The organism is Priestia sp. VA7 (assembly GCF_055710015.1).
In genome coordinates this window covers 87013-99898 of sequence record NZ_JBVQPN010000007.1, presented here as the reverse complement: position 1 = coordinate 99898, position 12886 = coordinate 87013, and the positions used below count along the sequence as shown (strand labels likewise).

General features: G+C 38.7%; 13 protein-coding genes. 3 read left to right on the top strand and 10 right to left on the bottom strand.

The annotated features are described in order from the left end of the window. Positions 1 to 53: 53 nt before the first annotated feature. The 3 genes from yhaM to AC0C45_RS25325 form a co-directional block, all read right to left on the bottom strand. The gene (gene yhaM, locus AC0C45_RS25335) at positions 54 to 995 is read right to left on the bottom strand and encodes a 3'-5' exoribonuclease YhaM (RefSeq protein WP_013055309.1); all 942 of its coding nucleotides are present in this window, start codon (positions 993 to 995) and stop codon (positions 54 to 56) included. A gap of 494 nt (positions 996 to 1489) precedes the next feature. Next, positions 1490 to 2743, bottom strand: coding sequence for an ABC transporter permease (locus tag AC0C45_RS25330; RefSeq protein ID WP_016762971.1), 1254 nt, complete (start codon positions 2741 to 2743; stop codon positions 1490 to 1492). After that, complete coding sequence (locus AC0C45_RS25325) at positions 2736 to 3635, bottom strand: ABC transporter ATP-binding protein (protein WP_047931555.1); 900 nt, start codon at positions 3633 to 3635, stop codon at positions 2736 to 2738. Before AC0C45_RS25325 ends, AC0C45_RS25330 begins: the two co-directional genes overlap by 8 nt. Before the next feature lie 141 nt (positions 3636 to 3776). Between AC0C45_RS25325 and AC0C45_RS25320 the strand changes: the two genes are divergently transcribed. After that, positions 3777 to 3962, top strand: a complete 186-nt coding sequence (locus AC0C45_RS25320; protein WP_013055306.1) for a YhzD family protein — start codon at positions 3777 to 3779, stop codon at positions 3960 to 3962. A 40-nt stretch (positions 3963 to 4002) separates the two neighbouring features. On the opposite strand, the gene AC0C45_RS25315 is transcribed toward AC0C45_RS25320, so the two are convergent. The 7 genes from AC0C45_RS25315 to AC0C45_RS25285 form a co-directional block, all read right to left on the bottom strand. Continuing rightward, complete coding sequence (locus AC0C45_RS25315) at positions 4003 to 4275, bottom strand: HU family DNA-binding protein (protein WP_013055305.1); 273 nt, start codon at positions 4273 to 4275, stop codon at positions 4003 to 4005. Between the two features lie 112 nt (positions 4276 to 4387). Beyond that, positions 4388 to 5191 carry an enoyl-CoA hydratase gene (locus AC0C45_RS25310; RefSeq protein WP_047931554.1) on the bottom strand — a complete coding sequence of 268 codons (804 nt, stop codon included), beginning with the start codon at positions 5189 to 5191 and terminating at the stop codon, positions 4388 to 4390. A 5-nt stretch (positions 5192 to 5196) separates the two neighbouring features. Next, complete coding sequence (locus tag AC0C45_RS25305; RefSeq protein ID WP_016762968.1) at positions 5197 to 6810, bottom strand: long-chain fatty acid--CoA ligase; 1614 nt, start codon at positions 6808 to 6810, stop codon at positions 5197 to 5199. 115 nt (positions 6811 to 6925) lie between these two features. After that, positions 6926 to 8428 carry a coproporphyrinogen III oxidase gene (locus AC0C45_RS25300; protein ID WP_170943847.1) on the bottom strand — a complete coding sequence of 501 codons (1503 nt, stop codon included), beginning with the start codon at positions 8426 to 8428 and terminating at the stop codon, positions 6926 to 6928. Positions 8429 to 8555: 127 nt separating this feature from the next. Beyond that, a complete protein-coding gene (locus AC0C45_RS25295; protein ID WP_162837677.1) occupies positions 8556 to 8714 on the bottom strand; it encodes a hypothetical protein in 159 nt (52 codons plus the stop codon). A gap of 152 nt (positions 8715 to 8866) precedes the next feature. Continuing rightward, a complete protein-coding gene (locus AC0C45_RS25290; protein WP_472928950.1) occupies positions 8867 to 9745 on the bottom strand; it encodes a Cof-type HAD-IIB family hydrolase in 879 nt (292 codons plus the stop codon). Positions 9746 to 9925: 180 nt separating this feature from the next. Beyond that, the gene (locus AC0C45_RS25285; protein ID WP_013055299.1) at positions 9926 to 10276 is read right to left on the bottom strand and encodes a YlbF/YmcA family competence regulator; all 351 of its coding nucleotides are present in this window, start codon (positions 10274 to 10276) and stop codon (positions 9926 to 9928) included. Positions 10277 to 10463: 187 nt separating this feature from the next. On the opposite strand from AC0C45_RS25285, the gene AC0C45_RS25280 reads away from it, so the two are divergent. Together AC0C45_RS25280 and AC0C45_RS25275 are read left to right on the top strand one after the other, a co-directional pair. Continuing rightward, positions 10464 to 11807, top strand: coding sequence for a YheC/YheD family endospore coat-associated protein (locus AC0C45_RS25280; protein WP_034654508.1), 1344 nt, complete (start codon positions 10464 to 10466; stop codon positions 11805 to 11807). Then, positions 11804 to 12886, top strand: a complete 1083-nt coding sequence (locus AC0C45_RS25275) for a YheC/YheD family endospore coat-associated protein (RefSeq protein ID WP_230586591.1) — start codon at positions 11804 to 11806, stop codon at positions 12884 to 12886. Before AC0C45_RS25280 ends, AC0C45_RS25275 begins: the two co-directional genes overlap by 4 nt.

The window sequence follows — 12886 nt, the reverse complement described above, 5'->3', positions numbered from 1 at the left end:
CATCACAGTTATTTACAACCACTATATGCGAAGGAAGAAAGACTTATACCTTTTTAATCAATCGTTGGTTTATAAAATGAGCGATTATCAAGTGCAAAAATACGCTCTGTAAACTCACCGGGCTTCACTTTTGTTAATGCTCGGTCCAGCATATTCATTTTAGCGTCTACATTGTCAATCAAATGAAGCATCTCAGCCTCTTTAATTAACGGCTTTTTCGGACTTCCCCACTCTTCCTTACCGTGGTGCGATAATACAAGATGCTGAAGAAGCATAACCTCTTCTCCTTCAATCGCTAATTCTTCTGCCGCTTTTCCAATTTCATTCACCATAATTGAAATATGGCCAAGCAGGTTCCCTTCGACTGTGTATATCGTCGAAACAGGACCTGAAAGTTCAAATACTTTGCCAAGGTCATGAAGAATAACTCCAGCATAAAGCAAATCGCGGTTTAAGCTTGGATAAAGGGTTGAAAATGACTCAGCCAGCTTCAACATAGACACCACATGGTAAGCAAGTCCCGATACAAACTCATGGTGATTTTTAGTTGCTGCCGGATATTCTAGAAATTCCGTTTGATATTTTTTAAACAAATGGCGAGTAATGCGCTGGACATTCGAATTTTTCATTTCAAATATACTCTTTGTAATATGTTCGACCATTTCTTCTTGAGATAAAGGCGCCACTTCTAAAAAGTCAGATGTGCGCACTCCGTCTTGGGGCTGTGCAGGACGAATGTTGCGTATTTTCAGCTGGTTGCGTCCCCGGTAATTCATTACTTCTCCAGCAGCTCGCACAATCTTTTGAGCAGCATAATTTTCCTCGTCATCTGGGGAAGCATCCCACAGCTTGGCTTCAATATCACCTGTTTTATCTTGCAGGATTACCGTTAAAAATGGCTTTCCATTGCTTGCAATTCCTCTCGTTGAGGATTTAATTAAAAAATAAAGATCAACTTGCTCTCCTACTTCGTATTGAGCAATTCCTTTTGTCATGATCTTTTCCTCCTTACCACTTCATTCTATGTATTTGATAACGAAGCTCTTATCGCTTCTTCCGCTTATTTACAGCTCTTTACATTTCATTTTACCATCGCTTGCCACCGAATGCACGGGTAGACGCTTTTTCATAAAAGATGAGATTGCGACATAACAAAATCAATGCAATCTAAAGACGAACAAATTGGATAAAGGCGCTGAACTGCTTGAGACACCGCTGTTGATTTCCGTGCAAGACTTCGCTTTCCGCGAGCGGGCGCTGAGCCTCATCGTCCCTTCCGCTCCTGCGGGGTCTCACCTATTCCGCTTTTCCCGCAGGAGTCTTCGTCTTGCTCTCCAATACACAGCTAGAAGCAGCCACATATATATGAAAACTATGGTCACTATAGCAATAAAAAAATCCGAACGAGTTGGATTCTCCCTCAAGAATCTAGGTTGTTCGTTCGGAACTTCCTTCAACTAAACTACTTTTATCTCAGCCTCTCACTTCTTTATGTTTCTTTTTTCGTTAGCTGCAGCGCCTTTTTAATATCTTTAAAAGAGGTAGATTGCCCATACATAAGGACTCCTCCTTTATACACACGGGCACCAAATATAGCTAAAGCAGTAATCGTCACAACTAAAATCCCTATCGATACACTCACTTCCCACACAGGAACATTTAACATACCTACACGCAAAAACATAATCATCGGAGCAAAAAATGGGATAAAAGATGTGACCGTAATGATTGTGGTTTCAGGATCACCAAGTCCAAACATAGCAATTAAAAAAGCAGCCACAATCACAAGGGTCATAGGCGTAATCATTTGCTGTACATCTTCAATACGGCTCACAAGAGAACCTAAAAAAGCCGCGAGCGTAGCAAAAAGGAAGTACCCCAATATGAAGAAGACAAACGCATACACGAATGTAGTCAGCGGAACATCATTAAATCCGAGATAAGAAAAGATACCGTTATGATTTGTTTCCACACTGGCTTTTAACGATGTGTAGCCCACGCTCAGTATCACTGCAAGCTGTGTTAAGCTGAGCAGTGCAATTCCAATGATTTTAGCAAACATTTGTGTAATAGGTGATACGCTCGATACAAGGATCTCCATAACGCGGGATGATTTTTCAGTAGCTACTTCCATTGCGATCATGCTCCCATACATGATAACAGCAAAATAAATAACAAACAGCAGTACATACACAAGACCTCTTGCTTGATTTAGCTCTTGTTCTGTTTTGGCATTTTCAACTAACGCTTTCTTTTTAAATGAAACAGGGCTGTAAAGCTGATCAATTTGCTTTTCTTCTAACCCGATTTTCACTGTAGCCATAGCCACTTTTGTTTGCTGTACCGCCTGTTCTAAGGTAGAAGAAAGGTTTGATTCGGCCAAAGAGTTAGCTTTGTACACAGCTTGAGGCAGCTGCTTATCGTTTAAAGATAAAAGTAAATAGCTATCGAGCTCCCCGTTTTTTACCGCTTGTTTTGCCTTAGACTCAGACGTAAATTCTTTTAAATGAATGTCTTTATCCATGGCATTTACATTTTGTTTGAACAACGTATATACGCTTTCAACTTCGTAGATGACACCCACATTTGTTCCATTATCGTCTGAATTAAAAACGTCGATAATTTTCTCCATATTTGTAAGAGCAACTAGAATAAGAGCAGTAATAATCGTCGTAATAATAAAAGATTTTGTTTTTAATTTATTAAGATATGTATGAAAGACAATGACCCAAAATTTATTCATAGGAAGCACCTACCTTTTCAATGAAAATATCATTTAATGAAGGCTCTTCCACTGCGAATTTAGATACAAATGAAAAGTATTTAAGTTCTTGAAAAATGAGTTGTGATACGGATTCATGTTGAATTTGAACAATCATGCCCTCAGCCGTTTTTTTTACCTTTACAACGCCTTCAAGCTCTGTAATTCTCTCAAACGGACCTTTTCCATGTACAATGACGTTTTTCTTTCCAAATGAACGTTTGATCTCGGGCAGCCTTCCATACACTACAGGCGTGCCATGATGCATAATACATAAATATTCACAAAGTTCTTCCACATGTTCCATTCGATGACTTGAAAAAACAATCGTCGTTCCGCGTTTTTTTAAATCAAGCACCGCTTCTTTTAATACCTCTACGTTTACAGGATCTAAGCCGCTAAAAGGTTCGTCTAAAATAAGCAGCTCGGGTCGATGAATAACAGAGGCAATAAATTGAATTTTTTGCTGATTTCCTTTGGATAGCTCTTCTACTTTTTTGGAAGCATATTGGGGAATATTGAATCTAGATAACCAGTGCTCCATTTCTTGCAGCACGTTCGCTTTTTTCATTCCGCGCAACCGTCCAAGGTATACAAGCTGATCTTTGACTTTTAATTTCGGATACAGTCCCCTTTCTTCTGGAAGGTAGCCAACTAGATGACTTCTACTGTAAGTTAAAGATTTATCATTCCATTGGATATGACCTGAGGTTGGTTCAATGAGCCCTAAAATCATTCGAAACGTCGTCGTTTTGCCAGCACCGTTTGCACCTAAAAAACCGAACACTTCGCCTTTTGGAATTTGCAGGGATAGCTCGTTTACAGCTGTAAATTCACCGTACCTTTTTGAAACTTCACGGATAGAAAGAGACATTTAATTCCTCCTTTGTAAATAAACCTATGTTTATTGTATGGAAAAAAATGATATCTGTAAACCTTAGCAGGATTTAGGGGAATAGGAAGAGAAATATGTTGAATACGCTTACAATTATACTATAAGAGGAGAGTAGATTTTATGAGTACTTACACATTAACCGCTTTTGAAAAGACGGGGGAAAAATTAATAGATGAAAGTTTTGAAGCAGCTTCTGAGACAGAAGCAAAGACTATCGGCACCAAGAAGTTAGAAGAGCTTTCCTATTTAGAAAAAACGCATCGATGCGTTAGCTCTAGCGGAAAACTTGTATTGTTTCATCGTTAATACAAAACGCCGGAAAGTTTTAGCTTTCCGGCGTTTTATATTACTTTACAGCTTCTTTTAGTTCCTTACCAGCTTTAAATGCCGGTACTTTTGATGCTGGAATTTGCATTTCTTCACCCGTTTGAGGGTTACGGCCTGTACGAGCAGCACGCTCGCGTACTTCAAATGTACCGAAGCCGATTAACTGAATTTTTTCACCTTCACCTAGCGTCGATGAAATTGTTTCTAGTAATGCATCAACTGCTTTAGATGCATCTGCTTTTGTTAACTCTGATTTTGTTGCCACTGCGTTTACTAAATCTGTTTTGTTCATTTCCAATCACCTCATTAGTTTCTACATTATCTTGTGTTACCACTGTTTTGCAACTTTTAAACATGCTCTATCAATATGATAGACAAAAATATTGGCTTTTAAACTAGTTCACTTAATTTTCGGAAATATCTTTTTCACTTTGATTAAAAACAGGCACTCGCTTTTCTAGAAACGCACGTACACCTTCCTTATGATCCGAACTTTGGCTCATAGCAAACTGACTTCTTTTCTCAAGCGCAAGCACTTGCTTTAATTGTGAAACAGATGTCTCCACATAAATTCGCTTTGTTTCCTTCAAAGCACGTGAAGGTTTTTTTAGCCAATATGAGAGATAATCTTCTACATGCTTCGCCAAATCTCCTTCTTTTATTTCATCAATTATGCCAAATTGATGAGCTTCCTCTGCTTTTAATGTCTTTCCTTCCCAAATTAGCTGTTTTGCACGATGAGCACCGATGCGCTTTTCTAGTAAAAAGTGACCGCCTCCGTCTGGAATTAGAGCAATACCGATAAAGTTCATCGCAATTTTTGTGTGTCTTTCTGCAATAATATAATCAGAAGCAAGCGCGATGCTCAGTCCTAGCCCTGCTGCCGCACCGTGCAGTACACTTATTGTCATTTGAGGGAGGCTATATAAAGTCAGCACGGCTTCATTAATCAAATCCATTACCTGCTCAAAACGTTCTGATTGTGAAGGTGACATCATCATATTAATATCTCCGCCTGCTGAAAATACTTTTCCGTTTCCTTTTACTATTAAAAAGTCCGCTTCACTTTCTTCGACAACTTTTAAACATTGAATAAACTGCTCTAGCACTTCTTCGTTTAATGCATTTAACGCATCCGGCCTGTTAAACGAAATTGTGGCGATACGCTCTTGCAAAACTAGTTCTACTGCTTTTAATTCGACGGTCATCTTACTCACCCTTTCTGATAATGATTGAGGACTTGTTCACGAAGCGTACGTTTTAAGAACTTTCCTACCGTTGTCTTCGGGATCTCATCCATAAATAAAATGTCATCTGGAAGCCACCATTTTGCGAACTGCGGCGCTAAAAATTCGAGCAGCTCTTCTGACGAAACGATGCCTTTGTATGCATCTTTTAACACGACACAAGCCACCGGACGCTCTTGCCACACCTTATGAGGGACTGCTATTACACAGGCTTCGAAAACAGCTTCATGGGCAATAAGCGCGTTTTCTAGATCAACCGATGAAATCCATTCTCCTCCGCTTTTAATTAAATCTTTTGTTCGGTCTACGATTTTGATCGTTCCCTCTTCGTCAACCGTCACAATATCTCCGGTGTACAGCCAGCCGTCTTTAAACGTATCTTCTGTTCTTTTATCCTTGTAATATTCAGAAGCTACCCATGGGCCCTTTAGTAATAGCTCACCCATTTCGACTCCATCCCAAGCAATTTCTCCATTTTGACCTATTACTTTCATTTCAACGCCAGGAACTAAGAAACCTTGCTTCGCTTTTACGTTGAGCTGATACTCAAAGTCTTCGCTGTACTGATAGCTTTTTAAGCGGGAGACGGTCACCACAGGGCTTGTTTCCGTCATTCCGTATGCATGCATAAATTCAATTTGATATTTTTCCTGAAATTCTCGAATGACGCTTTTTGGGGCCGCTGATCCGCCACATAAAATAGCTCGCAAACTATCGACTGCGTAAGGCCTGGTTTCTATCTCTTGTAAAAAGTTTAACCAAACGGTAGGTACTGCTGCAGCCAGAGTTACTTTCTCTTCTTCAATCAAAAAAGCAATCGTCTCTGAAGTACAAAAAGCACCCGGCAGCACGAGCTTTGTTCCAAACCAAACGGCAGCAAAAGGAATTCCCCATGCGTTCACGTGAAACATTGGAACAATAGGCATAGCGGTATCAGCTTCTGATAATCCAGCACTATCAGCAAGCCCTAGCGCCATACAGTGCAGATAAATAGCGCGATGAGAATATACAACGCCCTTTGGCTCGCCTGTAGTAGCAGAGGTATAACAAAGACCTGCTGGTTCTTCTTCGTTTAAATCTTGAACAAAAGAATGCGATGCATCCCCTTGCTTAATCCAATTTTCGTAATGATAAACTGGCAAGTCTGTTTTTGGCAGCTTATTTTCATCTGACATAATGATATAGGCTTCAACATGTGGAAGCTTGTGATGAATGCTTTCAAATAAAGGTAAAAAACATTCATCAAATAAAATGACTTTATCGCGTGCATGGTTAATGATGTATACAATTTGCTCAGGATCTAACCGGATATTGATGGTGTGAAGAACAGCACCTATTCCAGGCACGGCAAAATAAGCTTCTAGATGTCTATGATGATTCCATGCAAACGTCCCGACTCTTTCTCCTCGATTCACTCCAATTCGTTCTAGCATACTAGAGAGCTGCCGAGTCCGTTTTATTAACTGATTATAAGTTAAACGCTGAATTCCTTTTGAAGATTTAGAAACCACTTCTTTTTTACTAAACAGCTTTTCAGCTCTTTCCATCATAGATGGTACGGTTAACTGTACATTCATCATTAAGCGGCACCTCGCATCGCCATAATAAGAAAACGCTTACAACTTTTTTATATATTCAACAGATTCCGACATTTCCCTGCCGAAAATAAAAAAAGATCACTAAAAAGTGACCTTTTTATTTCCTAAACAATTCATCTAAAATCTTGAGTTTCTCTTGCGTGTAGTGCTCGAATCCATCGTTGTACGATTTTGGGTCTTTTGGATTCGCAAACCTTGTGATAATGCCTGTTTCTGGATGCACGAACTTACTAGAGGCCCCGCATCCAAGACCAATAATCGTCTGCTTTTCTTCCATAATCATAATATTGTACAGGCTCTCTTGACCAGGGAATGAATATCCAACGTTCTCTAAATTACCTAAAATATTTTTTTGGCGATATAAATAATAAGGTTCATACCCTTGTTCTTGAGTCCACTCAGTCGCTAAATCCATCATTTTACCAATTTCATAGCGATCTGCCACTTTGTATTTCCGTTTATTTTGAGTCATTTCAGACGCGCGTTTAAACGATAGGGTATGAACAGTTAAAGATTCAGGAAGCAATTTTTTAGATTCGTCTAGCGTATGCTGAAATTCTTCTACACCTTCATTTGGAAGTCCAATAATTAAGTCCATGTTAATGTTATTCATCCCCATTTTTCGAGAAAGATGAAATTTATCAATAGTTTCTTCAACTGTATGATGACGTCCAATAGCTTTTAAGGTTTCTTGAATATAAGACTGCGGATTTACACTAATCCGGTCAATATTCCATTTGTTCAAAACAGCTAGCTTTTCTTCCGTAATCGTATCGGGTCTTCCTGCTTCTACCGTAATTTCACGGATATTTTGTACATCCGGGAACGATTCATACATCTCTTCATACAGCATGTCCATTTCTTCAGCGGTAATGCTCGTTGGTGTACCTCCACCATAATAGACGGTTGTAATCTTGACGTTATTGTCTTTTAGCCATTTTCCTACTTCACGCATCTCATAATGCAAGCCGCCTAAAAATGACGTAACGGATCCTTGACGTCCGTTAATTGCATATGCTGGGAATGTACAGTATGCACACTTCGTCGGACAAAACGGAATGCCTATATAAATGCTTACCTCGTTCTTTAACTCATGTAAATCGGGAATAGCTGCTAGTTGACGATCCACAATATGCTGCATTAAATTAATTTTGTCATCGGTGATTAAATATTCTTCCTTTAGCTCACGATGCGCTTGTTCTTTACTTTTACCTGACTGCAGTTTCATATGAAGCAGCTTCGTTGGACGTATACCAGTTAAAATACCCCATTTTTGAACAATGCTTGTATACTCCTGTAGTACAGATAAGTAGACGCGAAGCACCACATTTTTTATTTGCTTAAATTTTTCTTTTTCTGTTTCATATGGCGTAAACGATTTAGCAAGCTCTTCTGTAAACACTTTGTCCGTTTCAGCGTCATGGAGTACTGCTTTCGCATAAATTTCTTCATGAACTTTTAGCTCTACTTCGACTTTCAGCTGAGCTTCGTTATCATCCTCAAAGGAGACGTTGCTTTCTTCAAAAAACAAATCTGAAATTCGGTGAAGCGGACGTAAAAAACGTTCATCTTCTATACCTTTTATATAAATGTTCAATATAATCACCTTTCAAATCAATTCTATCTAAGTAATCAGTTTACAAAACCTACGTATGTCCGGTCAAGGTGCTCAGTTCAAGGGAATGCGCGGACAGGAAACAAACGGAAAAGAGATTGAGCCATAAACATTAATTCAATCTAAAGACGAACAAATGAGATACATGAGCTGAACCGCTTGTTACACTTTGTTGATTTCCATGCAAGGCTTTGCTTTCCGCGGGCGGGCGATGAGCCTTCTCGTCGCTTGCGCTTTTCGCACGGAAGTCTTCGCCTTGCCCTCCAATCAACTGCTAGAAGCACGTACATATATGAAAAACCTACGTTCACTCTTCCAATAAAAAAATCCGAACGAATTGGATTCTCTATCAAGAATCTCGATTCATCGTTCGGATCTTCCTTCGGCTAAACTGCTTTTGTACTAGCCTCTTTTTTCCTTTATTTATTTTAAACGAAAGCTGTCAATTTGATGAAGATAACCAAGGCGCTGCTGCTTTCTAAATAATTCTTTTACCATATAGGCTACACCATTTTCATTATTAGAACGAGTAACCCAATCCGCAAGCATTTTTAATTCTGTTGGTGAATTGCCCATGGCCACACCCATTCCTACATGTTCAATCGTTTCTAAATCATCATAGCAATTTCCAATTGCTACCACGTCTTCCATTGGTACCCCTAGACGATTTGCTACATAACGAACGCCGGCAGCTTTTGTGGCTCCTTTTGGCGTAATATAACATCTATTTTCATTTGGATACGAAAACCATTCAATATCCGGAACTGCACTAGCAATTGTTTGCTCGGCATATTCTTTTTCTCTACGATCTGCAAAATAAACTTCTATTTTTGGCGTAGAAACAGGTTCATCACGAAGTGTATCTCCTAATGAATCTACGAACTGCACGGGATAAAAGAGCGGTTCTCCCGTTTTCAACACGCTTTTAGCTACGATATTATTAGGAAGCTTTACACGATTTCCAATTGAAAACCTTTCATGTAAAATGCGGACATGACAATTAAAATTTTCAAAAAGCTGAATGAGATTAAATGTTTTTTCCTCGCTAATTCTCTTATCTAGTATCGGTTTGTCTATCGATGTTCCGATAAAGGCACCGCTATGAGTAATGAGCATTGCTGGATGAACTTTAAGTGACCGAGCAATTTTTTTAGCAGACGGAAAATGCCTGTTTGTTACTAACGTAACGTAAACCCCTTTATTTTTAACGAATTGAATTGCGTCTTTGGTTTCTTTTGTAACGCGCCCTTGGCTATTTAAAATGGTTCCATCAATATTCAACGCTAGCAATCGATAAGCCATATGAGAACCCCTTCTTTCATAGATGTCTAATCCGTTAGGATACGGTTATAAATGACCTTTTCATGATAGTCGGCATGTGTAGCCTTGTTACTAAGCTTATGAGCAGAACTGCACAATTAGAAGGAATTTCCGCATAAAAAAAAGAGGAAAAGATTTCTCTTTTCCTCTTTTCTCTATCTCTTATTCAGCCGCACCGTAAAGTTCTTCAAGTGGCTTCATGATAATTTTGTTTAATTCACCAATTACCATGCTCATACGTTGCTCAGCTTCCATTAGCTTCGCAATATTTTGATCTTGTTGAACGATTGCAACTGTTTGTTGAGCTTGCTGAACTTCTTCTTCAGTGATTTCTTGGCCCATCATTTGCTTTTGTTGCAACTCCATTTGCATTGTACGGAAACGCTCAAATAATTGTTTTGAACCTTGATCAGCGTTTACTGCTGCATATAAGTTTTTTAAGTTTGTGTAATCGTCGCTTTGACGAATTGCTTTTTCTAAATCATTTGCTACATCATGTAAGTTTACAGACACGTTAAGTTCCTCCTAATTAAGTTCTATAATTTCTTGACTTCCCTAACTATAACAAATTATTATATAAAATTCAGCTTAAGACCTTTATTTTCTTAGAAAACGATAAATTCTCTTCACAGATTGGGCTAATTCCTCATAGTATATATCAGCATTCGCCTACTAAAGGAAAGAAAAAGAGGATTCGTTTATGAATACTTTTACCATTTCTCTAAAACCACTAGAGAACCATATGAGCAGCGACATTTACATTAGTTCTGCTCTGTTCTCCCATGTGAAGTGCAAGCACGAGTTTACGTTAACAGTAGGCTCCATTACGAAAGAAGTCGAAGCCACCGTTTTTCAGCATCGAGAATGCTGTTTCATGATGTCAGAAGCTCTATTTACAGACTTTCGTTTTCCGTATGAAGCACATCAGCTGAGAGGCATTTATGAAGAGAACACGTTTAGGTTGGGACCCGTAATTAGCATCGTAACAGAAGTTCGAGAAGATGAAGAACTCTTTGGCTCCATTTCTGTATTTTGTAAGGAATTTGTTCAAGCTTGCAAGGAGTTAGGGTGTTTTTGCTATGTGAGTAAATTAAGCGACGTGAAGTCATTATCCCCTAAAGGATATGTTTATCGCGCTGATCGATGGGTTTATTCAGACGTTCCCTTTCCTGGAATCGTACACAATCGGATTCATGCCAGGAAAACGGAGCAAACCGCTGATTTTCAAACCTTTAAAACATTTTTAAAAGAACATGATGTTCCTTTCTTTAACGCACGCTACTTAAATAAATGGACGGTTTTTCAACAGCTTAAAGATGTCGTACACTTGCTTCCATATTTGCCAAAAACGTATCAGCTTCGTTCACGTCAAGATCTTCTTGACGCTTTGGAACTTCATGACGATGTTTTTTTGAAGCCTGTTCATGGTAGCCAAGGAAAAAATATTTTTAAAATTTCAAAAAAAGAGAAGTATATTTTAGACTATACAACGTTTACGCAGACATATGAAAAAGAATATGAATCTCTTTATGACTTATTTGAAACGCTTTATAGTCAATTAAAAAGGCAAGGATTCCTCATCCAAGAAGGAATTTCACTGCAGACATACAAACAGTGCCCTTTTGATTTCCGCATTCTCTGTCATAAAAAAGACGACTTGACGTGGAAAATCACGTCCATTGTCACACGTGTATCAAAACCCGGCAATTTCGTCTCAAATCTTGCCCGTGGAGGAGATATTCATCCTCCTCAGCAAGTGTTAACTCAGCTCTATGATTCAAAAACTACCCGCCATATCCTTTCACTTTTAAAAGAGATTGCGATTGAAATTTGCACGCAGCTTTCTCATCCGTCTGAACTTTATGCCGAATTCGGTATTGATTTAGCGATTGATCAAGAAGGAAAGCCTTGGATTATTGAAGTAAATGTCAAGCCTTCCAAACAATCTGATTCAAGCGCTTTCTCTGTCCGTCCATCAACAAAAGCACTGCTTGATTATTGTCTGCATGCAACGAATTTTCAATTTCCCAAGGAGGATTTATGATGATTTCATTAGGCTTTTTAACGATTCACCCGCAGCAAGAAGTGGAGTACGTGACCGAAATTGCTAAACATGCTTCTGAGTTTTCGATTGAAATATACCGTTTTACTCCTTTTAACATTCATCCTAACACCGAAAATATTGAAGGCTTCCGCTACGATTTACAACAAAAGAAATGGATAGAAGATTCCTTCTTACTTCCTTCGTTTATTTACGATCGCTGCTTTTATCGAAAAGACTCTCTGTCTAAAAAGGCTCGCCCTATTGTAAACTGGCTTAAACAGCGGGAAGATGTTACATTTTTAGGCCATGGATTACCCAATAAGCTAGATGTCTATGAAGTAATTAAAAAAGATAGCTATTTATCTTCATATATTCCTCCTACCACTCCAATCGAAAGTGTAGAGCAACTTGTTCAGCTGCTTCGAACAAACGATAGCCTAATGATTAAACCTGCCAACGGCTCACAAGGTAAAGGGATTGTGAAATTAAGACAGCGTGGACGTGAAATTGAAGCTTCTTATCAACAAAATGACATTGTAAACACCATTCTATTTTCCTCTTTTCAAGAGTTTAAGAACTGGTTTACGAAAACCACCCGTGATGTACTGTATATTGCTCAACCCCATATTTCATTTTTCCCTTATGAACGCACTCCTTTTGATATAAGACTGCTATTACAAAAAGGAAACGATGGTGCTTGGAAAGAAATTGGAAGAGGCATTAGACAAGGTGAACGGGACTCTATCGTAACAAATGTAAGTTCAGGAGCATCTATTGTACCTTTTGAGAACTTGCTGCCTCGCATTCCTCGCGTTCATCGTCAATATGTAAGGGATGAAATCAACACCATTTGTAAAACGATTCCGTCCGTGCTCGAAAATCACTTTCCTTCTCTTTTTGAATTAGGTATTGATTTATGTATCTCGAGAGACTTCAGCATCTGGATTCTAGATTTAAATTCGAAACCGGGAAGAAAAATAGTAATGGAAACAGCACCTGAACAAAAAGAAGTCATGTATAAAAATGTCCTGTCTTACTGCGTCTATTTAGCTAACACACTATCGTATCGTAAGGAGTAA